The sequence below is a fragment of the Sphingomonas sp. LY54 genome, from assembly GCF_035594035.1.
Classification (GTDB): Bacteria; Pseudomonadota; Alphaproteobacteria; order Sphingomonadales; family Sphingomonadaceae; genus Allosphingosinicella.
The window spans coordinates 383,930-409,403 of record NZ_CP141588.1; the positions used below are offsets into that span (position 1 = coordinate 383,930).

Annotated in this window: 28 protein-coding genes and 1 pseudogene; 19 read left to right on the forward strand and 10 right to left on the reverse strand. The window is 64.7% G+C overall.

Annotation, left to right across the window (positions count from 1 at the left end):
- Window positions 1-28 precede the first annotated feature (28 nt).
- A complete protein-coding gene (locus SH591_RS01930) occupies window positions 29-853 on the reverse strand; it encodes an HpcH/HpaI aldolase/citrate lyase family protein (RefSeq protein ID WP_324750284.1) in 825 nt (274 codons plus the stop codon).
- A 119-nt stretch (window positions 854-972) separates the two neighbouring features.
- Here SH591_RS01930 and SH591_RS01935 point away from each other — a divergent pair, with 119 nt between their 5' ends.
- The gene (locus tag SH591_RS01935; RefSeq protein WP_416222319.1) at window positions 973-1,908 is read left to right on the forward strand and encodes an SPFH domain-containing protein; all 936 of its coding nucleotides are present in this window, start codon (window positions 973-975) and stop codon (window positions 1,906-1,908) included.
- Entirely contained in the window at window positions 1,905-2,369 is a 465-nt protein-coding gene (locus SH591_RS01940; RefSeq protein ID WP_324750285.1) for an NfeD family protein, read from the forward strand. The genes SH591_RS01935 and SH591_RS01940 overlap by 4 nt, the downstream gene beginning before the upstream one ends.
- A 152-nt stretch (window positions 2,370-2,521) precedes the next feature.
- Here SH591_RS01940 and SH591_RS01945 read toward each other — a convergent pair.
- Window positions 2,522-2,758: pseudogene (locus tag SH591_RS01945) on the reverse strand (DUF2171 domain-containing protein); the annotation flags it as partial.
- Window positions 2,759-2,940: 182 nt separating this feature from the next.
- Window positions 2,941-3,249: a DUF6894 family protein gene (locus SH591_RS01950; RefSeq protein WP_324750286.1), complete on the reverse strand. Its 309-nt coding sequence runs from the start codon at window positions 3,247-3,249 to the stop codon at window positions 2,941-2,943.
- Window positions 3,250-3,444: 195 nt separating this feature from the next.
- On the opposite strand from SH591_RS01950, the gene SH591_RS01955 reads away from it, so the two are divergent.
- The 3 genes from SH591_RS01955 (at window position 3,445) to SH591_RS01965 (ending at window position 8,639) form a co-directional block, all read left to right on the forward strand.
- A complete protein-coding gene (locus SH591_RS01955) occupies window positions 3,445-4,197 on the forward strand; it encodes a Crp/Fnr family transcriptional regulator (protein ID WP_324750287.1) in 753 nt (250 codons plus the stop codon).
- A gap of 457 nt (window positions 4,198-4,654) precedes the next feature.
- Window positions 4,655-7,705: a TonB-dependent receptor gene (locus SH591_RS01960; protein WP_324750288.1), complete on the forward strand. Its 3,051-nt coding sequence runs from the start codon at window positions 4,655-4,657 to the stop codon at window positions 7,703-7,705.
- A 307-nt stretch (window positions 7,706-8,012) separates the two neighbouring features.
- Window positions 8,013-8,639 (forward strand): hypothetical protein, encoded by a 627-nt coding sequence (locus SH591_RS01965; protein ID WP_324750289.1) that lies wholly within the window; start codon window positions 8,013-8,015, stop codon window positions 8,637-8,639.
- Window positions 8,640-8,780: 141 nt separating this feature from the next.
- On the opposite strand, the gene SH591_RS01970 is transcribed toward SH591_RS01965, so the two are convergent.
- Together SH591_RS01970 and SH591_RS01975 are read right to left on the reverse strand one after the other, a co-directional pair.
- Window positions 8,781-9,035 carry a DUF1129 domain-containing protein gene (locus SH591_RS01970; protein WP_324750290.1) on the reverse strand — a complete coding sequence of 85 codons (255 nt, stop codon included), beginning with the start codon at window positions 9,033-9,035 and terminating at the stop codon, window positions 8,781-8,783.
- Between the two features lie 72 nt (window positions 9,036-9,107).
- Window positions 9,108-9,584, reverse strand: a complete 477-nt coding sequence (locus SH591_RS01975; protein WP_324750291.1) for a hypothetical protein — start codon at window positions 9,582-9,584, stop codon at window positions 9,108-9,110.
- A gap of 118 nt (window positions 9,585-9,702) precedes the next feature.
- Between SH591_RS01975 and SH591_RS01980 the strand changes: the two genes are divergently transcribed.
- The 3 genes from SH591_RS01980 (at window position 9,703) to SH591_RS01990 (ending at window position 12,195) form a co-directional block, all read left to right on the forward strand.
- A complete protein-coding gene (locus tag SH591_RS01980) occupies window positions 9,703-10,179 on the forward strand; it encodes a YcxB family protein (protein WP_324750292.1) in 477 nt (158 codons plus the stop codon).
- A 658-nt stretch (window positions 10,180-10,837) separates the two neighbouring features.
- Window positions 10,838-11,737, forward strand: a complete 900-nt coding sequence (lepB, locus tag SH591_RS01985; protein WP_324750293.1) for a signal peptidase I — start codon at window positions 10,838-10,840, stop codon at window positions 11,735-11,737.
- A 155-nt stretch (window positions 11,738-11,892) separates the two neighbouring features.
- The gene (locus tag SH591_RS01990; protein ID WP_324750294.1) at window positions 11,893-12,195 is read left to right on the forward strand and encodes a hypothetical protein; all 303 of its coding nucleotides are present in this window, start codon (window positions 11,893-11,895) and stop codon (window positions 12,193-12,195) included.
- Window positions 12,196-12,693: 498 nt separating this feature from the next.
- Here the strand turns inward: SH591_RS01990 and SH591_RS01995 are convergent, their stop codons facing one another.
- Window positions 12,694-13,224: a dihydrofolate reductase family protein gene (locus tag SH591_RS01995; protein WP_324750295.1), complete on the reverse strand. Its 531-nt coding sequence runs from the start codon at window positions 13,222-13,224 to the stop codon at window positions 12,694-12,696.
- Window positions 13,225-13,439: 215 nt separating this feature from the next.
- Here SH591_RS01995 and SH591_RS02000 point away from each other — a divergent pair, with 215 nt between their 5' ends.
- Together SH591_RS02000 and SH591_RS02005 are read left to right on the forward strand one after the other, a co-directional pair.
- Window positions 13,440-14,207 (forward strand): hypothetical protein, encoded by a 768-nt coding sequence (locus tag SH591_RS02000; protein ID WP_324750296.1) that lies wholly within the window; start codon window positions 13,440-13,442, stop codon window positions 14,205-14,207.
- A gap of 309 nt (window positions 14,208-14,516) precedes the next feature.
- Window positions 14,517-15,068 (forward strand): hypothetical protein, encoded by a 552-nt coding sequence (locus SH591_RS02005; RefSeq protein WP_324750297.1) that lies wholly within the window; start codon window positions 14,517-14,519, stop codon window positions 15,066-15,068.
- A 61-nt stretch (window positions 15,069-15,129) separates the two neighbouring features.
- Here SH591_RS02005 and SH591_RS02010 read toward each other — a convergent pair whose 3' ends face one another.
- From SH591_RS02010 to SH591_RS02020, 3 genes are all read right to left on the reverse strand, one after another.
- Window positions 15,130-15,585, reverse strand: a complete 456-nt coding sequence (locus SH591_RS02010) for a hypothetical protein (protein ID WP_324750298.1) — start codon at window positions 15,583-15,585, stop codon at window positions 15,130-15,132.
- 68 nt (window positions 15,586-15,653) lie between these two features.
- Window positions 15,654-17,261 carry a phosphoenolpyruvate carboxykinase gene (locus tag SH591_RS02015; protein ID WP_324750299.1) on the reverse strand — a complete coding sequence of 536 codons (1,608 nt, stop codon included), beginning with the start codon at window positions 17,259-17,261 and terminating at the stop codon, window positions 15,654-15,656.
- A gap of 149 nt (window positions 17,262-17,410) precedes the next feature.
- Window positions 17,411-17,836 carry a DUF1801 domain-containing protein gene (locus SH591_RS02020; RefSeq protein ID WP_324750300.1) on the reverse strand — a complete coding sequence of 142 codons (426 nt, stop codon included), beginning with the start codon at window positions 17,834-17,836 and terminating at the stop codon, window positions 17,411-17,413.
- A gap of 137 nt (window positions 17,837-17,973) precedes the next feature.
- Here SH591_RS02020 and SH591_RS02025 point away from each other — a divergent pair, with 137 nt between their 5' ends.
- From SH591_RS02025 to SH591_RS02060, 8 genes are all read left to right on the forward strand, one after another.
- Window positions 17,974-18,681 (forward strand): response regulator transcription factor, encoded by a 708-nt coding sequence (locus tag SH591_RS02025; RefSeq protein ID WP_324750301.1) that lies wholly within the window; start codon window positions 17,974-17,976, stop codon window positions 18,679-18,681.
- An 82-nt stretch (window positions 18,682-18,763) separates the two neighbouring features.
- Window positions 18,764-20,227, forward strand: coding sequence for a HAMP domain-containing sensor histidine kinase (locus SH591_RS02030; RefSeq protein WP_416385222.1), 1,464 nt, complete (start codon window positions 18,764-18,766; stop codon window positions 20,225-20,227).
- Between the two features lie 2 nt (window positions 20,228-20,229).
- Window positions 20,230-20,667 carry an HPr kinase/phosphorylase gene (locus SH591_RS02035; protein WP_322830890.1) on the forward strand — a complete coding sequence of 146 codons (438 nt, stop codon included), beginning with the start codon at window positions 20,230-20,232 and terminating at the stop codon, window positions 20,665-20,667.
- Complete coding sequence (gene rapZ, locus SH591_RS02040; protein WP_324750303.1) at window positions 20,664-21,590, forward strand: RNase adapter RapZ; 927 nt, start codon at window positions 20,664-20,666, stop codon at window positions 21,588-21,590. The genes SH591_RS02035 and rapZ overlap by 4 nt, the downstream gene beginning before the upstream one ends.
- A gap of 8 nt (window positions 21,591-21,598) precedes the next feature.
- Entirely contained in the window at window positions 21,599-22,003 is a 405-nt protein-coding gene (locus tag SH591_RS02045; protein ID WP_322830572.1) for a PTS sugar transporter subunit IIA, read from the forward strand.
- Window positions 22,004-22,270, forward strand: coding sequence for an HPr family phosphocarrier protein (locus SH591_RS02050; protein WP_322830573.1), 267 nt, complete (start codon window positions 22,004-22,006; stop codon window positions 22,268-22,270). It begins immediately after the preceding gene.
- Window positions 22,270-23,073, forward strand: a complete 804-nt coding sequence (locus tag SH591_RS02055; protein WP_322830574.1) for a TrmH family RNA methyltransferase — start codon at window positions 22,270-22,272, stop codon at window positions 23,071-23,073. The genes SH591_RS02050 and SH591_RS02055 overlap by 1 nt, the downstream gene beginning before the upstream one ends.
- Window positions 23,074-23,110: 37 nt before the next feature.
- Window positions 23,111-23,515, forward strand: coding sequence for a hypothetical protein (locus tag SH591_RS02060; protein WP_324750304.1), 405 nt, complete (start codon window positions 23,111-23,113; stop codon window positions 23,513-23,515).
- Window position 23,516: 1 nt separating this feature from the next.
- Here SH591_RS02060 and rmuC read toward each other — a convergent pair whose 3' ends face one another.
- The gene (gene rmuC, locus SH591_RS02065; protein WP_324750305.1) at window positions 23,517-24,929 is read right to left on the reverse strand and encodes a DNA recombination protein RmuC; all 1,413 of its coding nucleotides are present in this window, start codon (window positions 24,927-24,929) and stop codon (window positions 23,517-23,519) included.
- Between the two features lie 115 nt (window positions 24,930-25,044).
- On the opposite strand from rmuC, the gene SH591_RS02070 reads away from it, so the two are divergent.
- Window positions 25,045-25,437, forward strand: a complete 393-nt coding sequence (locus SH591_RS02070; protein ID WP_324750306.1) for a four-helix bundle copper-binding protein — start codon at window positions 25,045-25,047, stop codon at window positions 25,435-25,437.
- The last annotated feature ends 37 nt before the right edge of the window (window positions 25,438-25,474 follow it).

The following is a 25,474-nucleotide window of genomic DNA, read 5'->3' on the forward strand; positions in this document are numbered from 1 at the left end:
GCGCCGAGCCTAGCCGCTCGCCGGCCGCTTAGTCGAGCGGCGAAAGCCCGGCTTTGGCGAGCAGGGCTTCGGCCTGGGCGACATGCATCGATTCGATCATGCGCCCTTCAAACCGCTCGGCCCCGCCGCTCGCGGCGGCGATCAGGCGCCGGGCGCCTTCCACCTCTTCCGCCGTGGGACCGAAGACGCGGTTGGCGGTGTCGATCTGGCTCGGATGGATGATCGACTTGCCGTCGAAGCCGAAGGCGCGGCCTTCCGCGCATTCCTCGGCGAGGCCGGCATCGTCTTCGAGCCGGTTATAGACCCCGTCGAACGCCGGGAGGCCCGAGGCGCGGGCGGCGACGACGATCGTCTGCAGCCCGTGCATCAGCCCGCGCCGCCCCGCTCCTGCGGGAATGCCGAGATCGGCGGCGAGGTCGTTGGTGCCGGCGATCAGCCCTGCCGCCTCGCGGGCGATATGGTGGGCGGCGAGCACGCCTAGCGACGTCTCGATCATCGCCAGCACCGGCTTGCCGCCGATCCGCGCGACCTCCTCGACCCGACCCGCCGACTGGGCCTTGGGCAGGATCAGATAATCGGCCCGGCTGGCCGCGACCGCGGCCACGTCGGCCTCGTACCAGGGCGCGCCGCGCGGGTTGACCCGGATCGCGACCGGGCGCCCGCCGAAGCCCTGCGCGGCCGCGGCGACCGCGGCGTCACGGGCGGTGGCCTTGTCCTCCGGCGTCACCGAATCCTCGAGATCGAGGATGATCACGTCGGCGTCCAGGCCGCGCGCCTTCTCGATCGCGCGGGGGTTGGAGGCGGGCAGGAAGAGGAGCGAGCGGCACAGCCGCAATTCGGTCGGGTTCATCATTCTCGATTCTGCTTGGAAGCGGGGCCGCTTGTCTACATGATATCTGCCACATTCGGGGGAGATTGATGATGGCTGCGACCGCCTTGTTCTTCGTGCTGCTGCTGGTGATCATTTTCCTGATGTCCGGCATCAAGATCGTGCGCCAAGGTTATCATTACACGATAGAATATTTCGGCCGGTTCACGACCGTGGCGAAGCCCGGCTTCAATTTCTACATGCCCTTCTTCTATCGCGTCGGCCGCAAGGTGAACATGATGGAGCAGGTCCTCGACATCCCCGGCCAGGAAATCATCACCAAGGACAACGCGATGGTGGCGGTCGACGGGGTGGTGTTCTTCCAGGTGCTCGACGCCGCGCGCGCCGCCTATGAGGTGTCCGACCTCTACCTCGCGATCATGCAGCTCACGACCACCAACCTGCGCACCGTGATGGGCTCGATGGACCTCGACGAGACCCTGTCCAAGCGCGACGAGATCAACGCCCGCCTGCTGATCGTGGTCGACCAGGCGACCGAGAGCTGGGGCGTCAAGATCACCCGCGTCGAGATCAAGGACATCCGCCCGCCGACGGACATCGTGTCGGCGATGGGCCGGCAGATGAAGGCCGAGCGCGAGAAGCGCGCCCTCATCCTTGAGTCGGAGGGCCTGCGCGCGTCCGAGATCCTCAAGGCCGAGGGCCAGAAGCAGGGCCAGATCCTGCAGGCCGAGGGCCGCCGCGAGGCCGCCTTCCGCGACGCCGAGGCGCGCGAGCGCGAAGCCGAGGCCGAGGCCAAGGCGACGCAGATGGTGTCGGAGGCGATCGCCGGCGGCAACGCCCAGGCGATCAACTATTTCATCGCCCAGAAATATGTCGAGGCGGTGAGCCAGTTCGCCACCTCGCCCAACGCCAAGACGATCCTGTTCCCGGTAGAGGCGACCCAGCTGATCGGCACATTGGGCGGGATCGGCGAGATTGCGCGGGACGCGCTCGGCGGCGGCGGCAGGTCCGCCGCGGAGGCGCCGGCCGAGCCCACTGCCCCGCGCCGCCGTGGCCCCTTCGAAGGGACGCCATCGTGAATTTTGACGGCATCGAACCGCACTGGCTGTGGCTGACCGCGGCGTCGGTGCTCGGCATCGCCGAATTGGTCATGCCCGGCGTGTTCCTGATCTGGCTGGCCGCGGCGGCTGCCCTGACCGGCTTCGCGGCCTTGCTGCTCGGCATCCCGCTTGCCTTCCAGTTCGCTTTGTTCGCGCTTCTTTCGCTCGCCGCAGTCTATGTCGGCCGGCGCTGGTATGCGCGCCACCCGGTCGAGAGCGCCGATCCCCTGCTCAACGACCGCGCCGCGCGCCTGATCGGCGAGACTTTGGTGGTGGTGGGCGCGATCGAGAACGGCCGCGGCCGCGTCGCAGTCGGCGACAGCGTGTGGCCTGCGCGCGGCCCCGACGCCGAAGTCGGCGCGCGGGTGCGCGTCGTCGGCGCCGACGGGGCCTGCCTCAAGGTCGAACCCGCGCCGGCGTTGCGGCCGCCCGCGCCGTAACAGGCGCCGGGCGCGCGGGCTCAGTCGTCGGCGCTCTCGCGGTGGCGGCGGTACATCAAAGCCGCTCCGGCCGCAGCCGCGACGCCGATCGCCGCCGCGCCGACGCCGATCGTCTTCCAATCGAACATCGGCCCTTCGCCGAGGCCGTAGCCGCTCTTCTCCTCTTCGAGCATGACGGCATTGTCGCCATTGGCCGAAAGCCGCACGCGATTACCCTCGATGCCGGCGATCAGGCCTTCGGAGATATAATGGTGGTGGCTCTTGTGCGAGCCGCTGTCCGGCTTGGTCATCTTGATGCGGCTGCCCTCGACCTTGTCGACCGTGCCGACATGGACGCCGTCGGCGCCGACGATCTCCATATGCTCTTTGACCTGGCTGATGTCCGCCATTCCTGATCTCCTCGTTGCAGGTGGAGAACAAGAAACGGTTCGGCACGGCATTGGATGCAGGGGGTGCGGGACTTGGCCGAAAGCGGACTGTCTGCTTCTGGACGACGGGCGAGTGGAAAGCAGGCGTTTCAGAGCGGCGTACGCGAGTGTCCGCTTACGACCATGAAGACGCCCGGGGCGTCCTAGGCCGTCCTCAGAATAACCGCCTCGAACGTCATCATCGCTCTCAGGACCGGGCCGAGCGCATCCCGGACCTCGACGGCAAGCCGATGCTTCACGCTTCCGGGGATCACGTCACGCGCGAGCTCGGCGAGCGATCGCGCGGCCTCGACCTTGACCGCTTCGAGATTTGGAAAATCGAGGCCCATGTCATCTTCGATGAAGTCGTCATTGTCGCGCGTGTCGAAGAAATATAGCGGCATGATCCGGCTCCTTCCGCGCGGCGGCGGCGCCCGGGTCTTCAGACCGGACGCCAGCGACGCAAAGGCCACAACGCAGTGGCACGATGCGTGTTTCCCTAGGGACCGGCCCCGCAGCATAAGTGCCGGCCAAAGTGCGGTAACGGGGCTGCTGAATAAATATAAGATAGAACCGAAGCGACTAAACTATGCTATGACTTTCTATCGCTTGCTCATTCTGGCCGCTGGCGACTGAGAGTTTCGTGCTCCCGCCCGCAGGGAGAGCATATGCCGCATTCCGACAAATCCCCGCTCGCGTCGTTGCTTCGCAAGCTGGAGCTGTGGGCGGGCTTCACGCCTGACGACAAGGAGGCGCTGCTCGCACTTCCCCACACGCTCAAGACGATCGAGCCGGCAGGCTACATCGTTCGCGACGGGGATGTGGCCACCCATAGCTGCCTCCTGCGCACGGGCTTCGTGTACCGGCACAAGATCGTTGCTGAAGGCGCGCGGCAGATCGTCTCCATTCATATGGCCGGAGACATGGTGGATCTTCAGAATTCGCTTCTGGGCGTTGCCGACCACAATGTGCAGGCGCTTACACGTTGCGAGGTGGCGTTCATTCCGCGCGAGGCGGTTCGCGAGATTGCGTTTGCCAGACCCGCCATCGGAATGGCGATGTGGCATGACACTCTCGTCGACGGCTCCATCTTCCGGGAGTGGATAGCGAACGTTGGTCGTCGCAATGCGCGAACGAGGATGGCGCATTTGCTGTGCGAGTTCTCTCTCCGGCTGGAGGCGGCAGGCCTCGGCACCCAGAACGAGTGGGAGTTGCCGATGACCCAGGAGCAGTTGGGCGACTGCACGGGGCTGACTCCGGTCCACGTCAACCGGACGCTGAAAGGGCTCGACCGGGATGGGCTGATCACGCGATCGAACCGCGCGGTGACCGTCAACGACTGGCAGAAGCTGGCTCAAGTCGGTGATTTTCAAAGCCGCTATCTGCACTTGGGCAGCGACAAGCTCGAGATGCTTCAATGAGGCGTCACAGGTTCGGCCTGCGGATTGCTTGGAGCGTGCACGCTCTAGTTGATTGATGTTAGCCGCAAATTTGGCTGCGTTTTACCTGCAGTTAGTGACGCCCGTTGCCTCTGGGCACGATCCTCCTTGGCGGAAGTGAGTCCGCCGCCCACCGGGACGTGGGAAATGGAAGAACTTCGTTACGTGCAGTTGCACCTAAACCGAGCAGCCGAGGAGTTGGCCGCCGCCGAGCAATGTTCGCATGGGAACGCAGCACGAGCGCACTCGAAGCTCGCTTTCCTGCACAACGTTCGTGCTCAGGAGCTGTCGTGCGGATTTAGGCCGGGGCGCCGACGACTTCTGCCTGCCAATATTTCGTAACTGGTATGGGCAGATAATGATTAGAGGTATCGAAGTCAGGTTGACGCAACTGGACTGCACGCTATCCTAACCAAAACGATAACTGGGGGGATAGAGGATGAAGTCCGTCGATGCCGGCCGCGTGGCCGCGAACAATGCACGTCTTTTGAAGAATTTGCTGGCCGGCGCGGCCCTGTCCGCGCTCGTTCTGCCCGCTGCGGCTTATGCCCAGGAGCAGGATTCGAGCGTCGCCGACGATCAGCTCGCGACCGCCGACGAAGGCGACGCGATCCTTGTCACCGGCATCCGCAGCTCGCTGCGCAGCGCCCTCAATGAGAAGCGGACGTCGGACAATCTCGTCGAAGTCATCCAGGCCGAGGATATCGGCAAGCTGCCCGACCAGAATCTGGCCGAAGTGCTCGAGAACGTCACCGGCATCCAGATCACGCGCGAGGCCGGCGTCGGCAACGCCGTGCAGATCCGCGGCACCGACGCCAACCGGACCGAGATCAATGGCGTTTCGACCGTATCCTCCGGCGCCGGCCGCTCCGGGATCAGCTTCGAGGATCTGCCCGCCGCGCTGATCGCCTCGGTGGAGGTCACCAAGGTTCCCGAGGCGCGCACGACCGAAGGATCGGTCGGCGGCACCATCAACCTGCGCACGATCCGGCCGCTCGATCTGCGCAAGCCTTTGTTCGCGCTGCGCGTGCAGGGCGAGCGCAGCGACCTTGCCGAGAGCACCCGGCCGCGGATCGCCGGCACGGTCGGCAACGCCTGGTCGACGGGCGCGGGAGAATTCGGCCTCGTCTTGAGCGGCAGCTATGCCCGGCAGGACGTCGCCAGCTTCGAGCCGCGCGTCGACCGCGACAATCTCATCCTGCCCAATTCGGGCATCACCAGCGCCGAATCCTTCCCGTTCCTGCCGATCCAGTTCTTCGACCAGGAGCTGATCGCGTACAAATATGAGACGCTCAACTTCACCGGCTCGCTCGAATGGAAGCCGGCCGACAACCTGAAAATCTATTTCGACGGCACCCATAACGACCAGAAAAGGGCGCAGCAGAGCACGCGCGTGCAATTGTCGGGCGTGTCGGCCGTCCCGGTCTTCAACAATACGACGAACACCGCCTTCGAGACGGTCGATTTCGGCACGCTCCAGGGCCCCAACGGCCCGATCAAGCTCGGCGAAGTTCAGGCCGTCGTGGCCGGCGTCCTGCGGCCGGGCGCGAACGTCAACGGCGCGCTCGATCCCAATCTGCGCACGTCGAGCAATACCGGCGCGCGCCTCACCAAGAGCCAGGTCTTCGCGCTCGGCACCGAATGGGAATCGGGTCGCTTCAAGGCGCGCGCCGAAGGATCGCTGTCGACCTCGGATTCGGTCCTCCCCAATTTCTCGACCAACCTCGACTTCATCAATCCCAATTCGACGCAGCCGCGCTACGGCCAGAGCCTAGACAACGGCGTTCCGCTGGAATTCGACCTGCGCAATGGGACGCTCCAGTTCGGCATCGCACAGGGCCTGGCGTCGACCCCGACCTCGGCGCAATTGCTCGATCCGGCCAATTACAAGCTGCAGCAGATCGACCACAGCCTCGACACGCGCGAGAATAAGGAAAAGGCCTTCCGGCTCGACACCTCGCTCGACATCTCGGATCTCAATCCGGTCGTGACCTCGTTCGATCTGGGCTATCGCTGGAACGAGACGTCGGCGGAGAATAACGACGTTCTGCGCCGCACCAACTTCACCAGCGCCACCAGCGCCTGGAACCGGCCGAGCGCGAATCTGTTCGCCGACATCGTCAAGGCCGGCCCCAGCAATTTCGATGCGGCCGACGGGCGGACCCTGTTCTTCCCTGATTACCTGATCATCGACGGCGGCCTCGCCCACAAGAATCCGGGCAAGGTCCTCGACGCGATCAATGCCGCGATCGCGGCCAGCAACGCCGCCAAGACGGTCGGCCCCAATATCCCGCTGATCTCCCAGCCGACCGACCAGCTTTCTGCCTTCTTCTCGGTCGCGGAAACGACGCACGCCGTCTACCTGCAGGCCAATTTCGACGGCGAAGAACTCGGCCTCCCCGTGCGCGGCAATGCCGGCGTCCGCTGGCTCACCACCGGCCTCAAGTCGGTCGGCAACAATATCGAGAACGGCGCCGTCTCCGGACAGGTCGTCAAGCGGAGCAACTATCAGTTCTGGCTGCCGCGCTTCAACATGGTGGTCGAGCCGGTCGAGAAGGTGCTGATCCGCGGCGGCATCGCGCGCGATATCCGCCGTCCCGATTTCAACGACCTGTCGACCTCGCTCACCTTCAGCGGCTCGGCCAACACCCCCGTCGTCGCAGGCAATCCGAGCCTGATCCCGGAAGCGGTCTGGTCGTTCGATATCGCCGGCGAATGGTATTTCGCGCCGTCGAGCCTGGTGAGCGTCGGCTTCTTCCACAAGATCCGCACCAACCTGTTCGCCGATCGCCAGGAGGATCCCGCGCCCAATTTGGTCGGTAACCAGCTCAACATCGACATCACGGCGCCGTGCGAGCAAGGCGGCATCTTCAACCCGATCGCCGACCGCAACATCAACAACCCGACGCCGGGCACCGGCATCTGCGTGCCGCTGCGCACGACCTTCAACGTCCCGGGAACGACGACCCAGACCGGCATCGAGGTCGCTTTCCAGCATGACCTTTCGGCCTACGAAGACGTGCTCGGCTTTGCCTCCGGGTTCGGCTTCATCGGCAACTTCACCTACCAGTGGACGGGCGGGTCGGCTGAGGAATATCGCGCCGTCGACGGGCCGCGGAATATCTTCACGCAGCTGGGCATCGCCAACGCACAGGACCGGATCGAGCTGGCGAACCTCTCCAAATATGCGTTCAACACCACCTTGTTCTACGACAAATACGGGCTGAATGCGCGGCTGCGCTACACGTGGCGCTCGAGCTATTTGAACGAGGAGCGCTTCTTCTTCGGCCTGCCGCTGGTCAACGGCGCTCGCGGGCAGCTCAACGCCAGCGTCAATTACGACGTCACCGACAACATCAATATCGGCATCGAAGGGATCAACCTGCTGCGCCAGGACGCCAATCAATATTGCGTCAACAACAAGGCATTGCTCTGCTTCCAGGGCCTCACCGACCGCCGCCTTACCGCCGGCGTCAGCGTGAAGTTCTAGGAGCGCCAACCGGCGAAGCCGGGAAAGGGCATGGAAGGCGCAGGCCCCTGACGGGAGACCGGCAGTCGCGAACGGCAAGGATACTTCCCTTACCGATCCGACTGCCGGACTCGGCGACGAAGGCACCTTCCGCCCGACTCCTGTCGGCCCGACGCCTGGTCCACCACACCATTGCGGAAGGCTCGAACCCTGGCGCCGGCACGACAGGGTCGCCGTCGTGCGAGACTCTGCGATCGCCGGCTTGGCGCGGCGCTAGTCCGCTTTCGACCCATTGCAGACATAGACGGCGCGTGTGAAAGTCGAGGTGATGTTGAACCTCATCCTCATGCTGATGGCCGGTGCTGCGGGTGCTCTCGCACCCGGCATTCCGTCTGATGGTCCCCTAGTCCTTGTTCAGCCTCAGGTGGCGGTAGCGCGAGTTGCCGATTGTGGCTTCAACAGCGTTCAATCGAGATTTGATGATGACCTCCAGCAGGAGGTGGTCGAGGTCCTAGATGTGAGTTCTGCCACGCCCGAGCAATTGCGGTGCACGGTGATCGCTTCCCTGAATTCGCACTACTACGTCCTATTCCCGGCACCATTGTCTGAAGCATATCAGAGCCTCTATTGGCGCATTTCACACGAGGCGGAACAAGCTGACGCGCGGGCCTGGCTTGAGAAGCGAGGCTTGTTGTCGCAGCTCCCCCCGTATGATCCCGAGCGCTCCGACGAAGCCGTCTTCGTTCACACGCTCGAAGGGCTTTGCGGCCCAGCCGCGACTGGGATGCTTCAGGCCGTGGGCGGCATGGCGACCCTTGAGGAAGCGTCCGGCAGGATCGAAAAGGGCAGCGTCGCCCAAGGCAAGCTGGACGACGAGACGATGTCCTGCCTCGTCAACGCCGCAGTCGCATCCGGCTACCCTCTGGGGTTCACGGGCAATGAAGCATATCAGTAGCGGCCTGAAGTCTGGTTTCCACCCTTAGCCGACATTGCCGTCGCCTATGCGCAAAGTCCGTGTTCCCCGTCCGCTAATCGAAAGCGGACGCGCTATTGGAGGCCAATAAGCTCTCCATTCGCGAGATTCTGCCGTCCGTGATTAGGGCTGATCCTCATACTTGTTCCGGGTGTCGAAGCGTGCCTCGCCGATCTCGTCTCCGTGACGTGTGATGAACCGGTGAAGCGCAAACGCGCCGCCGAGCGTCAGGAGGATGACGAGAATGCCAAGGACCGTGTTCACCGGCGAGCCGTTAAAGAAGCCGCTGCTGCCGTAACCAAAAGCTGCGAAGCTCGTAACGAGGATTAAGCAGACACCTCGAGCCGTGGCCCAGTCTCTGCTTTTGTCATCTTCCATGCCGGCAGCTTGGCCCGGGCCATGAACGTCCGCAATAGGTCGGAAGCAGACCGTCAGCTACGAAAGCGGACATCAATCGGCGACGCATCTTCCAACATCAGCGGGCTGGTAGTTCAGCCGAGCGCCATCAGTGGCAAGCATCTGAAAGCCCTCCAGCAAGCCCTCGTCAAATACCCCGTAAACTCTGCCGTCTTGTTCGCGATAAAAGTCGAGAAACCTGCCAATTCCTCGGCGATCGATGGCGAACTGATAGCCTTGGGCGGTGCGATCCGCCCGTATCGGAGCCTCGGCTACCAGACTTATTCCTGTCTTGTGTCGCTGCAAGTGGAAAGCGATCGCCGGGAAGCCCCCCTGACGGATGTGCATGCCCGTTGCGTTAAGCAGGATGGCTGCAGCATGAGGATTTGCGTAGCAGCCGAAGACCAGGCTGTTCGCTGGCGGCGGCGGCGGAGAGGCGCGCAAAAGCAGCAAAGCTCCAAAACCCAAAGCTAAACCGAGGGGCAGAAGCCGAAGGAACCAGCTGAACTCATCCTCACCTTCGAACGGCATCCGGCCTTATCCACCGCAATCTGAATGTCCGCAACGGGTGGCTTTACGACGGTCCGCTACTGGACATGATGGATTGAAAGCGGACATACGCTGTGACCGCGCGAGGGGTAACGCTGACATGAGTTTCGAGAAGATAGGACCTTACGAGTTGACGCGCGGCGACCTGATTGCAGCGTCGCTGGTCATATCTTTCTCGACCGGCGCTACCTCCACCCGATTAAAGGCCACGCTATTCATATTTATTGGGGTGTTGATGATCGGTGGTGGCTTGGCTTTCGGAGAACCGCAGACCGTCGGCTTCGGCTTGTTTTTCATCCTCCTAATTTTCGTGATTGCTCCGGCATTGCGCTCCCGAAAGGGAAGCGAAGAAATTTACTTGGACTACAGCCCGGATGGATTGGTCGCGGAGACGCCTGACGCGCGAACCACTTACAAATGGTCCACAGTTCGCGAGGCAAAGAAAGTAGGTTCGCGGCTGTTCATTATGATCAGTGACGGCTGCGCGCTCGTGATTTCTGACCGATCAACCAGCGGCAAAAACATGAGCCGCCTGATCGCCACGGTTGCGCAACATCGAGGTTCTGCCGGTCTCTGAACGGCAGCCTTTCGACAGGACCCCGAAGATTTTTAGGGCCGAGATGGGTCGCTAGCTGCAGTTCCAACAACGCGGCGCCGAATGTCCGCTAAGGGTGGATAGGCGGCATTGCTCTTCTTCGGCGCTTGAGCCACTGTCGTTGGGTCGACATTTGAGGCGTGTCTGGGTCTAGCATCATGCGCGTCGGGGGGGCTTAACTGGATGGTCCGCGTCCGCGCTTACAAGTTCGTCCTCGGGCTACCGATGCTGCTCGCCATCATAGGCACGGCTACGGCTTTTTTGGGAAGCGGGAGCGCATTCATTGTAGGTTGGTGCACTTCGCTCGCAGGTGCCGCCCTACTAGCGCTATTCAATTTGATCTTCGCCTGTCCGCAGTGCGGCAAGTCTCCATACGCCATAGGCCCTCACCGTGGCCCATTCAGCCTCGTCGGCAAGCCTTGGCCGGATAAGATATGCTCATCGTGCGGGCACAAGTTTTTTAGCAATGCGCGCTCGGGACAACCGTTGCAGACATTCTTCTGACGCAGCAGTCTACCGAAAGCCGCCGGTCCGCTTTCCACCCATCGCGGACATCGAGACTTTTGAGGTGGGAGGTCGTTGCGAACGTCCAGTAACGCCTCTAGCGCCCTTCACTGGGGCAAGAAATTGAAGGGGCGAGATGGTTCGTAGCTCGGATGTGCTGGCTCGCGTGGGGCTTGCTTTGTTGAACGTGCCTGCGCCGGGAACCGGGCTGCTGCGTCTTGGGCGACTGAAGACGGCGCTCGTCTTCTATCTTCTGGCTCTGCTCGCCCTCGTCTTCCTTCGAGCCGCGCCACCCGTTCCTTTCGCGTTGCTGGCCATCGTCGCTATGCTCGCTATTGTCGTTCCGCTAACCGCTATAGTCCTCACCTGGCGACAAAGCCGCGAGCGCCTCGAGTCGAGGCCTTGGTATGCCCGCTGGCATGCCGTCCTCGCCGCCGCCCTCGCGATGCTGATCGTTCGTGTTGTGATCGGCGATCCGAACAAGGTCGCTTATCGCTCCTTCTACATGCCCTCCGAGGCGATGGCGCCATCTCTGCCCAAGCATGACAGGTTCATTGCATATATGGGTTCGTTGGGGCCGCTGCGGCGCGGCGATCTGGTGCTGGTGCGCACACCGGCCGACTTCATCTACGTCAAGCGGGTGGCAGCCATGGGCGGCGATCACTTCGCCATGCGCGCAGGCGTCGTCATCCTGAACGGAAGGCCAGTTCTCCAGCGCCCTTTGGGACAGGAAAAACACTTGGACGCCTTCGACGAGGCACCTGCACGCCGTCTCGCGGAGCGCTTTCCCGGGGAGACATCCGGGCATGAGATTTACGATCTCGGCCCGAGCGCCGGCGACGACGTGCCTGAGCAGCTGATCCCGGCCGGGCATCTGATCTTGCTCGGCGACAATCGGGATCGCTCGGCCGACAGCCGCTATTCGATAGAAGAATTCGGTCTCGGCGGCGCGGTCCAGGAAGCCGACATCATCGGCCGCCCTTATTACTCCAGCTGGGGATCCACCCGACCGCTCGGGACGCCCTTGGCGCCGTGAGCGTCGATGTCCGCTTCCGACCCATTGCGGACATTCGTGGAACTTGGCACCTTCGATCGATGTCGACGCGATATCAGCAATTGCGGGGAGCGGTCGTTCACCTCAGCTTGGACGCGGATGATCAACACGCATACCTTGAGGGCATCCTCGCTCCCATGAGCAAGGATGGGAGTGGTATTGGCTATGGTAATGACGAACTCGCACTTGAACTGAACGATATCTTTCTGGCCGCAGGGCATATGCGCGAGTGGGGCGAAATCAGCGACGCTGAAGTGGCAGCAGTTAAGCCGCTCGACGATCTCCTGGAGAAATGGAGCGGAGAGGCAAACTCGGACTTCTGGCAGCGAGAAGCTTTGTGGACCGACCCTCGATGGAAAGAAGTCCGAAAGTGCGCCTCTCAGGCGCTGGCCGCTCTGCCGGATGAGGAGCGTGATACCGGTTGGCAGGCCAGCCTGTGATGTCTGCTTTCCACCCATTGCGGACGTTGATGGCCAGTTGAGTGATCGAGGCCCAGGGACGTTCGGAAAAGAGTGGACAACGGACATTGCCTCAGTCGTCAGTAGTACGCCTGCTTCGAGTAGAAAGCGGGCTTATGTCTCCACGCGCTACAGCATGCAGCATGATGTATGCATGCACGACTGCCGGACCCATCATCGCCGCGAAGAGGGCCATTGTGGCGTAGGGATGTTCCCACGGTTCGCCGAACATGATGAGAGCGAACCATAACAAGAGGCAGGCGAAGAATGGCCACTGCAGGCGTTGCGCCCAGGTGGGCATCCACTTCGGTCCAGATGGCTTCATCTCCTATCGGTGCTGGAAAGAGCTAACGTCCGCAATGGGTCGAAAGCGGACGTTCGGGACTCGCGTACGATGCTGGTCTCTTCCCTTCGCATCAGCGGCGGTCCCGCCGCGTGACGCTGCGCCATCGTGAGCGCGCGAAGGCGCGAAGGGTGTGATCAGGCGGGGACGTAGGTCAGCCTGATCACGTCCTCGCCCATGCGCTCCTCTCCCACGAGGCGGAGCGGCGGGCGGGGACCGGCGAAAAAGGGCGTGCCGTGCCCGAGCACGACGGGGTGGAGGTAGAGCCGGTAGGCATCGAGCAGCCCCAGTTCGGCCAAGCTTCGCGCAAGGCTGGGTCCGCCCACCTGGATCTCTCCATCGAGCTCGGCCCTCAGCCGGCCGATCACCGCCGCGACGTCATCCCGGACGAGCGTGGCGTTGGGGCCGACCGACAGCAACGAGCGCGACACGACCCATTTCGGCTGGCGCCGCCACGCCGCCGCAAAGGCGCGTCGCTCCGCGTCCCACTCGGGATGGTCCTCGTCCCAATAGCGCATGAGCTCGTACAAGCCGCGGCCGTATACGCTGCCCGCCTGGCCGCGCGCCTGCTCGATAAAGTGGCGGAAGAGCGCGGGACCGGGCGCGAACGCCATGTGGTCGACATAGCCGTCCAGCGACTGGTTCATTCCAAAGACGAGCTTCGCCATGCTGCACTCTCTCCGCTCGGGGGTGGGACACGGAATGCTGCCGGTGATTGAACCGACGTAACACAAAATGCATCCGTCGCGGCGATTCCATAATTCCGGGACGGCGCGGCCGCCAGCGCCGGCCCTCGTGCTTGTCACAGCGCCGGCGCCCGACTATTCCCTCGCCGCTGTAGCCTCGGGCGCTTGGTCCCGCGGACGCCGCCCCCGAAGATTCCTTGCTTCAGCCGAGACCTGCCCCAGCGCCTCCATTCGTCGAGCGGCTCCGCACCGTCGCGGGGCGACGCGCGCTCGCCATCGGCTTCGCGCTGCTGATCGAAGGGCTGCTGCTGCTGCTTTTGCTGTCGCTCGGCACGGGAGGGCGGCCCGGGGACAAAGCGCCGCGCTTCACCGTGGTCAGCCTCAGTGCGGACGATGTTGCTGAGCCAGCGCCCGAACGGGCCAGCCCGGAGCCTGAACAGCGGACGGAGGAGCGATCCGCACCCGAGCGTCCGGCGCCCGAGCGACCGCAGCCGCCGCAGCCCGTGGAGCCACAGCCCGCCCCGGCCGCGATCATGCCGAGCACGCAGCAGCAGCCGCCCGCCGCCGCCACTCCCGCTGCGCCGGCGCCTTCGCGCAAGCTCTACGGGCCGCCCGATACGCGCCGCTCCTCCTCCGCCTCCCGCGACACCGAGCGGGTGGGAACGGCCCCCAATGGCGAGCCGCTTTATGCAGCGGCCTGGTATCGCGAGCCGAGAGAAGACACGCTGCGCGACTATCTGTCGACCGCCCGCGGCCCGGGCTGGGGGCTGATCGCGTGCCGCACGGCGCCCGACTACCGCGTCGAGGATTGCGTCGCGCTCGGCGAATATCCGGAAGGGTCGCAGATCACCCGCGCGGTGCTGGCCGCGGCGTGGGAGTTCAAGGTGCGGCCTCCGCAACTGGGCGGGCGACCATTGGTGGGCAGTTGGGTCCGGATTCGGATCGATTACGGCGAGCGGCGATAGCGGCGTCTGCTCGGGGCTGGCGGGCCAAAGTCCCACGCGGCAAGAGCACATTACCTGTCGAACTATTGACTGCTTCGGGGTGCCGCAGCGTCCGCAGAGAATACTTTCGCAGCGTCGTTAACTCAAGACGCGATAAATAGACGTTAAACTTCTGTGAGATACGTTTGGGGAACGTGTGCCGATTCGCACATGAACAGGGGGATTATCATGAAGTCTATTGTACTCAGCGGCGCTGCCGTCGCGCTTGTTGCGTGCCCGACGCAGTCAATCGCGCAGACTGCCGCGCCGGCGCCAGTCGCTTCGCCGGCCGTGGCAGCGATCGCCGCGCCCGCTGCCAACAATGCAGTCCTGCGCACCGGAACCGAGGTGGCTTTGCGCCTTTCGGAAGAGCTGACCACCCAGGGCAAGAAGTTGCGCGTGGGCAACCGCTTTCGCATGGAGATCGCCGAGCCGGTGATCGTTCAGGGCATGACGGTGATCCCGGCCGGCAGTCCGGCAGTGGGCGAGATCACCGACGTGCGGAATAAGGGGATGTGGGGCAAATCGGGCCGTCTGGTGGCGCGCCTGCTTTATGTCACGGTTAACGGTCGTCAGATTCGCCTGACGGGCGCGTTCGACGACAAGGGCATCGCCGGGGGCATCGGCGCGGTGGCGGTGTCGGCGGTCGTGTTTCTCCCGGCCGGCTTCTTCATGACCGGGACCAGCGCCAAGGTGCCGATGGGGACGGTAGTCAAGGGCTTCGTCGACGAAGACGTGCCGCTGACCATCGCGGCCGAAACTGTCGCCCCGCTCACGATCAGTGCGTCCGCGCCAGTGAACGCGGCGGCGCCGGTCGCGGCGACTGCGTCCCAGCCCAACTGATTCGAAGCGACGTCGACCGGCAGCCTCTGGACTGCCGGTCGGCTCGTTCGATGCGACTGCTCTAGGCGGTCGGCAAGGCGGCCACATCCGGCTCGACCCAGCCCAAGCGCGCTTCGACCGAAAACAGGCGATCGGGCGAATAAAAACGCAACGGCCAGCCGCGCCGGCCCTCCTCCGCGTTGAGCAACGCGTTGACCTTGTCGACCAGGGGCAGCGCCGGATCGGTGCGGGCGAGGAAGGCGCGGACGGCGCGGATCGAGACCTGGGTGATGGTCTCGTGATAGCCCTGGGTGGCGTCGTTGACGCCGCCGACGCTCTCGTTGAAGCGGCGGATGATGGCGGGCAGATCCCGCTCGGGCACGATGTCGGGCCGGGCGAGGAGGATCCATACGCAGGCGGCGAGATGGGCTTCGTGGGTCCAGTCGACGCGCTGTAGGGCGCAGGCGAGCAGGCCCTCGCCGATCCGCACGATCGCCGCGTCGTCGGCGAAGAGGCGCGGTTCATAGTCGGTCATCATATCGCTCCAATGCAAAAGGGGCGCCCCGGCCGTGGCCGACGCGCCCCTTTTGGGTCATGGGTCAGGCGTCAGGCGGCCGTCGGGGCAGCTTCGCGGACGCTTTGGTCGACATGGGCTTCGAACTTGGCGAAATTGTCGATGAACAATTTCACCAGCTTGGCCGCGGTCGCGTCATATTCGGCCTTGTCGGCCCAGGTCTCGCGCGGATTGAGGATCGCGCTGTCTACGCCCGGCACGCTGACCGGCACCTGGAAGCCGAAATTCTCGTCGATGCGGAATTCGGCGCTGTTGAGCGAGCCGTCGAGCGCGGCGTTGAGGAGCGCGCGGGTTGCCTTGATCGGCATGCGCTGGCCGACGCCGTACTTGCCGCCGGTCCAGCCGGTGTTGACCAGCCAGCAATCGACATTCCCCTTGGCGATCCGCTCCTTTAGCAAATTGCCGTAGACGCTCGGGTGGCGCGGCATGAACGGCGCGCCGAAGCAGGTCGAGAAGGTCGCCTGCGGCTCGGTGACGCCGATCTCGGTGCCGGCGACCTTGGCGGTGTAGCCGGAGAGGAAGTGGTACATCGCCTGGTCGGGCGTGAGCTTGGCGATCGGGGGCAGCACGCCGAACGCGTCGGCGGTCAGCATCACGATGTTCTTCGGCACCGGCCCCATATTCTCTGCCGACGCATTGGGGATGAAGTCGATCGGGTAGGCGCCGCGGCTGTTCTCGGCGAGGCTGTTGTCGTCGAGATCGAGCTCGCGCGTGCCGGGATCCACCACGACATTCTCGAGCACCGTGCCGAAACGGCGGGTGGTGGCGTAGATTTCCGGCTCGGCCTCTTCCGACAGGCGGATCATCTTGGCGTAGCAGCCGCCCTCGAAGTTGAACACGGCGGTGTCCGACCAGCCATGCTCGTCGTCGCCGATCAAAGTGCGGCTGGCGTCGGCGCTGAGCGTCGTCTTTCCGGTGCCCGACAGGCCGAAGAAGACGGCGGTGTCGCCGTTCGGGCCGATATTGGCCGAGCAGTGCATCGGCATCACGCCCTTAGCGGGGAGCAAATAGTTCAGCACGCCGAACACCGACTTCTTCATCTCGCCGGCATATTTGGTGCCGCCGATCAGGATCAGTTTCTCGGTGAGGTTGACCGCGATCACGGTTTCCGAGCGGCAGCCGTGGCGGGCCGGATCGGCGACGAAGCTCGGCAGGTCGATGATCGTGAAGTCGGGAACGAAACCGGGAAGATCGGCCGCTTCGGGGCGGACCAGCATCGTGCGGATGAACTGGTTGTGCCAGGCGAGCTCGTTGATCACGCGAACGTTGACGCGGTGCTCGGGCTGCGAGCCGCCGAACAGATCGGCGACGAACAAAGTGTCCTTTTTGGCGAGCTCAGCAAGGAAATCGGCCTTCAGCGCAGCGAAATGCTCGGGGCTGATCGAGGGGTTATTGTCCCACCAGATCGTATTCTCGGTCTCCGAATCGCGGACCATGAACTTGTCCTTGGCGGAGCGGCCGGTGTGCTTGCCGGTCTCGACGACCAAAGGACCGTCCTTGGCGAGCATGCCCTCGCCGCGCGCCACCGCCTGCTCGACCAGCGCCGGCGTGCCGAGGTTCCAGTGCAGGTTCGCTTTGGTGTCGATACCCTGTTCGGCAAGCCCATGAGAGGGCACGCGATTGGCCACGTCGGTCTCCATATGATTAAAAGGCGCGAGGCAGCTGAACTGCTGCACTGAAATATGGCGCCCGCATAGTCGAGGATAGTAATTTCGTCAAAGGGCGCGGGTTGCTGCGGCGTCCCGGACTCAGTCGGCTGCCGAATCCGGGACATCGGCAGCGCGGTGCCTCAGCAGGCCGGGCAATGATCGACGCCTTCGGTCGCCGCATAGGTGTGTTGGACGATCTCCTCGAGCACGTCCAGGTCCACGTCGGCCAGCTTGCCGAGATACAGGCAGGCCTTCGAGCTCTTGTGCTTGCCGAGCTTCGCCAAGAGCGCCTCATATTCGGGGAAGCCGCCGACATAGAGGACGAGATTGGCCGAGCGCGGCGAGAAGCCGACGCGGCACATGTCGCCCTCGTGCCCGCTGGCGTAGCGATAATGATAGCGGCCGAAGCCGACGATCGAAGGGCCCCACATCACCGCCGGCTCGCCGGTGACGCGCTCCATCATCGCGCGCAGCGCCTTGCCGTCGGCGCGGCGCACCGGATGCGCGACGCCGTCCAGGAAGGCGTCGACGCTCACATCGGTCGGCTTGGTCTTGGTGTCGGCCATGCGTGCCTCCCTCCGCCGTCGCTTTTATCATGAGTCCGCATCGCCAAGCCAGCGCTCGCCACCGGCGTCCGTCCGCTGGAGTTGCGGGTGTCGGCCGCTTTGGATAAGAGCCGGGCGATGCGGTGGAAGGCGAATGAATGTCGGTAACGATCGCGCTCGTCGACGATGACCGCAACATCCTGACCTCGGTGTCGATCGCGCTCCAGTCGGAGGGGTTCGTCACCCGCGTCTATTCGGACGGCGAGACGGCGCTGAAGGCGTTGGTCGAGAACCCGCCGGATCTCGCCGTGCTCGACGTCAAGATGCCGCGCATAGATGGGATGGAATTGCTCCGCCGCCTGCGCGAGAAGAGCGCCCTCCCCGTCATCTTCCTGACGTCGAAGGACGACGAACTGGACGAGGCGCTTGGCCTCGCCATGGGCGCCGACGATTATATCGCCAAGCCCTTCTCGCAGCGCCTGCTGATCGCGCGCATCCGCGCCATTTTGCGCCGTACCGAAATGCGCGCGACGCCGGTCGAGGCCGAGGAAGCGGCCGAGCCGGTGCAGATCGTGCGCGGCCGGCTCGCCATGGACCCGGCCCGGCACCGCGTCGCCTGGGACGGCAACGACGTGACGCTGACCGTCACCGAATTCATGATCCTCGAGGCGCTCGCGCAACGGCCGGGCGTGGTGAAATCGCGCAACCAGCTGATGGACGTCGCCTATCACGACGACATCTATGTCGACGACCGCACGATCGACAGCCACATCAAGCGGCTACGCCGCAAGTTCCGCGCGGTCGACGAGGATTTCAGCGCCATCGAGACGCTGTATGGCGTAGGCTATCGCTTTGCGGAGGAGTGACGAGCGCGACCTCGCAGTGCGGTGGTCCGGACGCCTGTCGCTGACCAAGCGGATCCTGGCGGTCAACATCTTCGCGCTGGCGATGCTGGCCGGCAGCCTCTTCTATCTCGACAGCTACCGCCACCGCAGCACCGACGCGCGGCTCGACCAGGCCAAAACCGAGGTGCGAATGGCCGCCGACGCGCTGGCGATGGCGCCGGCCGAGGCGCGTGCGACCCTGATCGCACGATTGGGCCAGGCGTCGCGCACGCGGCTGCGTCTCTATGCGCCGACCGGCGAAATCCTGATGGACAGCTGGTCGGGCACGCCGCCGACCTACACGTTGCGCGACCCCAAGACGGAGCCGTGGACCAAGAATGCGGCGCGCATCATGGACGACGTCTTCAATGCGATCGTCGGCGCCGAGCGCCCGCCCGATTACGTCCCGAGCGCGGACGAGACGCTGCACCACTGGCCCGAGGCGCAGGCGGCGCTCGGCCAACGGCGCACGACCACCGCGCTCCGCCAGGCGCCCGAGGGCACGCCCTTCATCTCCGCCGCGACGCCGATGCCGGGCGATACCGGCGTGCTGCTCATGACCCGTAACGCGCGCGACATCCGCGCCGAAGTGCGCGCCGAGCGCACCACGCTCGGCCTGGTCCTGCTCGGCACGTTGCTGCTTTCGATCCTGCTCTCGGTTTTCCTGGCGCGGACGGTGGCCAACCCGCTCCGCCGGCTCGCCCGCGCCGCCCACAGCGTCCGGCTCGGCCGCGCGCGCGAGGTCGACGTCCCCCTCCTCCCCGCCCGCCGCGACGAGATCGGCCTGCTCGCCCGCGCGCTGCACGACATGACGCATTCGCTTCGCTACCGGATCGACGCCACCGAGGCATTCGCGGCCGACGTGACGCATGAGCTCAAGAACCCGCTCGCCTCCTTGCGGTCGGCGGTCGACAGCCTCGACCGCGTCAAGGATCCCGAATTGCAGCGGCAGTTGCTCGACGTCGTGCGCAACGACGTGGTGCGGCTCGACCGGCTAGTGGTCGATATTGCCGAAGTGTCGCGGCTCGACGCCGAATTGTCGCGCGCGCGCTTCGAGGAGGTCGACATCGGCTGCATGATCGAATCCTTGCTCGGGCTGTGGGAAGCGCGCGCGGCCGAATGCGGCGTACGCGTCGCCTTCGCGCGGCCGCGGGTCGGGACGGCGGTCCTCATGGGCGAGGAATCGCGGCTGGCACGCGTCGTCGACAATATCGTCGACAACGCCATCTCCTTCTCGCGCCAGGGCGGGCTGGTGGAGATTTCCGCGGCCCGGATCGACGGCGAGGTCGTGGTCGACATCGAGGACGAGGGACCCGGTGTTGCCCCCGCGGTGCGTGAGGCGATCTTTAACCGCTTCCACAGCATAAGGCCCGACGGCGAAGCCTTCGGCCGCCATTCCGGGCTCGGGCTCGCGATTGCAAAGGCGATCGTTGAAGGCCATGACGGTCGGATCGAGGTCGGGGACCGCCATGACGGGCGCACGGGTGCCCGCTTCGTGCTTCGCTTCCCGGGGGGGTTCGCAGAATGACCATGGCTTCGCTGTCCTCCGAAACGCTTCATGCCTCCTGCGTCGCCAAGGACGGGCGCGCGATCCTGATCTCGGGACGCTCTGGCGGCGGCAAGTCCGACCTCGCGCTCCGCCTGATCGACCGCGGCGCCGTGCTGGTGAGCGACGATTACACGATCGTGAAGCGGGTCGCCGGGCGCCTTCTCGCCTGTGCGCCGCAGACGATTCTCGGTAAGATCGAGGTGCGCGGCGTCGGCCTCGTCGAAATGGAGGCGGCGAGCGACGTCCCGGTGGCGCTGGCCGTCGATCTCGACCGGACCGTCGACCGCCTGCCGGAACTGCACGACCCGCTCGGCGTCTGCGGCATGAAGGTGCCGGTCATCGGGCTGAGCGGCCTCGAGCCGTCGGCGCCGATCAAGGTAGAGCTGGCGCTGCGCCAGTTCGGGCTGGAATCGGCGTGAAGCCCGGTCCGGCGCCCAAACGCATCCTGCTCGTCACCGGACTGTCCGGCGCCGGCAAGTCCACTGTGCTGCGCACGCTCGAGGATATCGGCTGGGAAGTCGTCGACAACCTTCCGTTGTCGATGCTCGAGGCGCTGCTCTCCACCCCGCTGGCCAAGGGCGCGAGCCGCCGCCGGCGTCCCCTCGCGCTCGGCATCGACAGCCGCACGCGCGACTTCGACGCAAATTCGGTGGTCCAGCAGATCAAGGAACTGGCCGGGGACCACAGCTTTCCGGTCGAGACGCTCTATCTCGACTGCGCCGGATCGAAGCTGCTGCAGCGTTATTCGGAAACGCGCCGCCGCCACCCGCTCGCGCTCGACCGCCCCGCCACCGACGGCATCGCCGCCGAGCGCGACCTGATGGAGCCGCTGCGGCGCTGGGCCGAGTATATCATCGACACCACCGACACCGACAGCAACGCGCTCCAGCAGCAGATCCGGCACCGCTTCGCCACCGATCTCTCGCCCTACCTCCACATCATGTCGTTCGGCTTCGCGCGCGGGCTGCCGCGCAACGCCGACACCGTGTTCGACATGCGCTTCCTCAAGAACCCGCATTGGGAAGACCATTTGCGGCCGTTGACCGGGCTCGACACCCCGGTCGGCGACTATATCGCGACCGACGAGAGCTACGAGCCGGCGGTGGCGCGAATCGAGGAATTGCTGCTGTTGCTCCTGCCCCGCTACCGCAGCGAGGGAAAATCCTATGTTTCAATCGCATTTGGCTGTACCGGCGGGCGCCATCGGTCGGTGCACGTCGCGCAGCGGGTTGCCACGAGGTTGCGCGAGGCCGGTTTTTCGCCCACGGTCGAACATCGCGACCTCGCTTCGCGGCCGCGCGACCTGGTCGAGGGGGACCAGCGGGCGCAGTTGGATATTTAGGTGTATCAATGATCGGTCTTGTACTGGTTACCCATGGCCGCTTGGCGGCCGAGTTCATCGTTGCCATGGAACATGTGGTCGGCCCGCAGCAGCGGATCGAGGGCATCTGCATCGGTCCGGACGACGACATGGAAGTGCGGCGCAACGACATCGCCGAAGCGATCGCCAAGGTCGATGACGGACAGGGCGTCATCATCCTCACCGACCTGTTCGGGGGAACGCCCTCCAACCTCGCCATCTCACTGATGAAGTCCGAGAAGATCGAGGTCATCGCCGGCGTCAACCTGCCGATGCTGATCCGGCTCGAAGGCGCGCGCAAGAATATGGACGTGAAAGCCGCGGTCGCCGCGGCGCGCGAGGCCGGCCGCAAATATATCTCGGTCGCGTCCGAAATCCTGGGCGAAGCGGTCTAGATGCCGTCGCGTACCGTCGACGTGCTGAACAAGCGCGGGCTCCACGCCCGGGCGAGCGCCAAATTCGTCACCATGGCGAGCGAGCACAAAGCCGAAATCGAGGTCGAAAAGGACGGCAGCAAGGTCTGCGGCACATCGATCATGGGCCTGATGATGCTGGGCGCCGCGATGGGCGACACGATCACGATCAGCGCGTCCGGCGACGGCGCCGACGCCGCGGTGGCCGCGCTGGCGGAGCTCGTGGAAGCCAAGTTCGGCGAGGAATAATGCCCCGCGAGATCACCGCTTTCTCCAACCCGCTGGTGAAGCGGGTGCGCGGCCTGCGCGAGAAGAAGAACCGCCGCGAGGAAGGCCTGTTCATGGCCGAGGGGCTGCGCATCCTTACCGAGGCGCGCGAGGCGGGCTTCTTGCCCGATACCTTGTTCTTCGCGGCGAATAGCCCGCCCCACCCGTTGCTCGACCAGCTGATCGCCGAAACCGAGGCCGACGGCGGCGAGGCGATCGCGACCAGCGCCGACATCCTCCACAAGCTCTCCGGCAAGGACAATCCGCAGATCGTGCTGGGCGTTTACCGCGCCTTCCCGACCGATCTCGACCGGATCGACCGGAGCAAGGCCGACCTCTGGATCGTCGCCCAGTCGCTGCGCGATCCCGGCAATCTCGGCACGATCCTCAGAACCGGTGACGCGGTCGGCGCGGGCGGGCTGATCCTGGTCGACGAGTGCGTGGACCCCTTCTCGGTCGAGGCAGTGCGCGCGACCATGGGCGCGCTCTTCACCCAGCAGATCGCCACTGCCTCCTGGGAGGAGTTCGTCGCCTGGCTTCGCGCCGGCGAGGGCGAACTCGTCGGCACCAGCCTTCAGGCGAGCCAGGATTATCAGGAGCCGCGCTACGGCAAGCCCTGCTTCATCCTCGTCGGCAACGAGGCGCAGGGGCTTCCCGCGGCCTATGAGGCCGAGTGCGACACTTTGGTGAAGATGCCGATGCTGGGCAAGGCCGACAGCCTCAACGCCGCCGTCGCCACCGCGGTGATGGCCTATGAAGTGATCAACCAGTGGCGGCGCGCGTGATGCGGAACCTTCGATTCGCTCATTCGCTATGGCGCCCATGAAAACGGCCCGAATCACGATGCCGAAATGGCCCGCTTACGTGATGATGGCGCTGTGCGCGGCCTGCGCCTATCCGGCCGTGACGGCGAGCGCGCCGGGCGACAAGCACGAAAGCTACAGCGCGCGCGGCCAGGAACCCGGCTGGGCGCTGACCATCGCAAACGGCGTGATCGACTATCAGGGCAATTACGGCGAGAAGCGCATCCGCGTCGCCCGGCCCGAGCCGCGCACGACCTTCAACGGCCACCGCTACGAGACCCAGCGGCTGGTGGTCGACGTCACCCACGGCCGCTGCAATGACGCAATGAGCGGCCACGGCTATGCCGACCAGGTGATGGTGGTCGCCGACGGCGAAAGCTTCACCGGGTGCGGCGGCGAGCGCCGGGCCGACTGGGACGTTTAGGCTATTCGGCCGCTTCCGCCTCGTCCTCGCGCCTCCTATCCGGCAGAGCAGGCCGAACCAGATCGCCCGCACTGGCCAATGCCTCAACGGCGGGCACGTCCTCAAGCTCACGCGCACCCGTCTCGATATTGAGTTCCTTGAACTTCCGACCCGTTGAGACCAGTCGGCTATTGAACGAATTCGTGAAAGTATTGAAGTTGCTGACGGCGCTGTTCAGTCCCGTTCCCACCTTCCGCAAATCCTCGCCAACCTTTGCAAGGCGGTCGTAAAGCTCCTTCCCGAGAAGGGCGATGTCGCGCGCGTTGCGGGCGAGCGCCTCCTGCTGCCAAACCGAAGCCACCGAACGGGCGATCGCGATCAGATTGGTGGGAGTTGCCAACAGCACCTTCCTGTCGAAGGCGTAATCCCAAAGGGTTGGATCATGTTCGAGGGCGGCTGACAGGAAATGTTCGCCTGGCACGAACATGAGGACAAAATCGGGACTGTTGCCGAACTGGGTTTGATAGGCCTTGTTGCCCAGCGTGTTGACGTGCGCCCGCATCGCCGCCGCATGGGCGGCGAGGCCGATGTGGCGCTCCGCCTCATCCACGGCTCCGAAAGCATCTTGGTACGCGTTCAGGGACACCTTCGCGTCGATGATCAGCGTACGCCCTCCGGGAATACGAATGACGACGTCGGGCCGGAGCCGGCCCTCCTCACCTTCGACGCTGACCTCGGTCTGGAAGTCGCAATTTTCGGTGAGCCCGCACGTCTCGAGCACGTTCTTCAACTGCTGCTCGCCCCAACGGCCACGCGACTTAGGCGCATTGCGCAGGGAGTTAACGAGCTTGGCCGCTTCCGAGCTGACTTTCTCCTGACCGACCCGCATCGATTCAATCAGCCCGACGAGATTGCCGAAGGCGTCGCGGCGCTCCGCCTCAACCTTGGCAACCCCCTCCTCGTAACGCTGCAACCGCTCGTTGACCGGTTGGAGAAGTGCTTTGAGGCCATTGCCGGCAGTCTCCTCAGACTGGCGGAAGCGCGCATCGGCGCGTTCCAGGAAGCTCTTCTGCGCTTCACCCAGGATCTTGCCGCCGATCTCGCTGAACTGGGCGCTCATCGCCTCGCGCGCCTCCTTCAATTCCTGGAGCCGGGCTTCGAAGGCGCGCTCGCGCTCGATCTGGCTCGACGAGAGGCGCGCGCATTCGGTGCGGGCTTCGCCGCATTCGCGCCGGACCTGATCGAGTTGCTCCTGCAGCGCCGGCACCTGCTTGGCACGCTCCTCGGCGGCGGCGAGGTCGGCGATCGCCTTGCGGAAATCCTCAAGCCTCTGGTCGCGCTCGGCGCGGAAGGCGGCGGCCTGTCGGTTGCCCACGAACCAGCCCGCGCCGAGCCCCGCGACGAGCGCCACTACCACCAAAATCATCGGATCCATCTCAACACCCCACGCAGGAACGAAATGGGAACCTAGAGCAGCGGAGCGTCGCGCTCAACAGGATTCGGGAACCGGCGCCACGCGAAACCCGTTCGCCTTTTTAGAGGAGAAAGCCATGTCGATCGCCAAGATGATCGCCGCCCATCCCGATGCCGGTGGCCATCTCAACGAGCCGCTCGCGCTCGCCGTCCGCCACGCCATGTTCTGCGCCGTCATATGCACGAGCTGCGCCGATGCCTGCGCTGCCGAGGACATGGACATGCGCCAGTGCATCCGCACCTGCCTCGACTGCGCGGACATCTGCCAGGCGGCCGCGAAAGTGGCGACGCGCCAAACCGGCAGCAACGAAGCTTTGCTGCAGGAGATGCTGCAGCTCTGCATCACCGCCTGCGACATCTGCGCCGAAGAATGCGCGCGCCACGACCACGAACATTGCCGGATCTGCGCCGAAATGTGCCGCGAATGCGCGCGCGACTGCCGCGCCGCGATCGACGCGGTCGCGGCTTAATGTTCCCCGGCGGGATCTCTGGGCCCCGGCTTTCGCC

Coding starts and splice junctions, on each gene's coding strand:
- SH591_RS02035 (WP_322830890.1), top strand. CDS start 20,230: ATGGCTTCGCTGTCCTCCGAAACGCTTCATGCCTCCTGCGTCGCCAAG.
- SH591_RS02030 (WP_416385222.1), top strand. CDS start 18,764: ATGCTGGCCGGCAGCCTCTTCTATCTCGACAGCTACCGCCACCGCAGC.
- rmuC (WP_324750305.1), bottom strand. CDS start 24,929: ATGGATCCGATGATTTTGGTGGTAGTGGCGCTCGTCGCGGGGCTCGGC.
- SH591_RS01975 (WP_324750291.1), bottom strand. CDS start 9,584: ATGCCGTTCGAAGGTGAGGATGAGTTCAGCTGGTTCCTTCGGCTTCTG.
- SH591_RS02045 (WP_322830572.1), top strand. CDS start 21,599: ATGATCGGTCTTGTACTGGTTACCCATGGCCGCTTGGCGGCCGAGTTC.
- SH591_RS02060 (WP_324750304.1), top strand. CDS start 23,111: ATGAAAACGGCCCGAATCACGATGCCGAAATGGCCCGCTTACGTGATG.
- SH591_RS02010 (WP_324750298.1), bottom strand. CDS start 15,585: ATGATGACCGACTATGAACCGCGCCTCTTCGCCGACGACGCGGCGATC.
- SH591_RS02050 (WP_322830573.1), top strand. CDS start 22,004: ATGCCGTCGCGTACCGTCGACGTGCTGAACAAGCGCGGGCTCCACGCC.
- SH591_RS01955 (WP_324750287.1), top strand. CDS start 3,445: ATGCCGCATTCCGACAAATCCCCGCTCGCGTCGTTGCTTCGCAAGCTG.
- SH591_RS01995 (WP_324750295.1), bottom strand. CDS start 13,224: ATGGCGAAGCTCGTCTTTGGAATGAACCAGTCGCTGGACGGCTATGTC.
- SH591_RS01990 (WP_324750294.1), top strand. CDS start 11,893: ATGAGCAAGGATGGGAGTGGTATTGGCTATGGTAATGACGAACTCGCA.
- SH591_RS02025 (WP_324750301.1), top strand. CDS start 17,974: ATGTCGGTAACGATCGCGCTCGTCGACGATGACCGCAACATCCTGACC.
- SH591_RS01960 (WP_324750288.1), top strand. CDS start 4,655: ATGAAGTCCGTCGATGCCGGCCGCGTGGCCGCGAACAATGCACGTCTT.
- lepB (WP_324750293.1), top strand. CDS start 10,838: ATGGTTCGTAGCTCGGATGTGCTGGCTCGCGTGGGGCTTGCTTTGTTG.
- SH591_RS01980 (WP_324750292.1), top strand. CDS start 9,703: ATGAGTTTCGAGAAGATAGGACCTTACGAGTTGACGCGCGGCGACCTG.
- SH591_RS02070 (WP_324750306.1), top strand. CDS start 25,045: ATGTCGATCGCCAAGATGATCGCCGCCCATCCCGATGCCGGTGGCCAT.
- SH591_RS02055 (WP_322830574.1), top strand. CDS start 22,270: ATGCCCCGCGAGATCACCGCTTTCTCCAACCCGCTGGTGAAGCGGGTG.
- SH591_RS01935 (WP_416222319.1), top strand. CDS start 973: ATGTCCGGCATCAAGATCGTGCGCCAAGGTTATCATTACACGATAGAA.
- SH591_RS01970 (WP_324750290.1), bottom strand. CDS start 9,035: ATGGAAGATGACAAAAGCAGAGACTGGGCCACGGCTCGAGGTGTCTGC.
- SH591_RS02015 (WP_324750299.1), bottom strand. CDS start 17,261: ATGGAGACCGACGTGGCCAATCGCGTGCCCTCTCATGGGCTTGCCGAA.
- SH591_RS01930 (WP_324750284.1), bottom strand. CDS start 853: ATGATGAACCCGACCGAATTGCGGCTGTGCCGCTCGCTCCTCTTCCTG.
- SH591_RS02020 (WP_324750300.1), bottom strand. CDS start 17,836: ATGGCCGACACCAAGACCAAGCCGACCGATGTGAGCGTCGACGCCTTC.
- SH591_RS01965 (WP_324750289.1), top strand. CDS start 8,013: ATGTTGAACCTCATCCTCATGCTGATGGCCGGTGCTGCGGGTGCTCTC.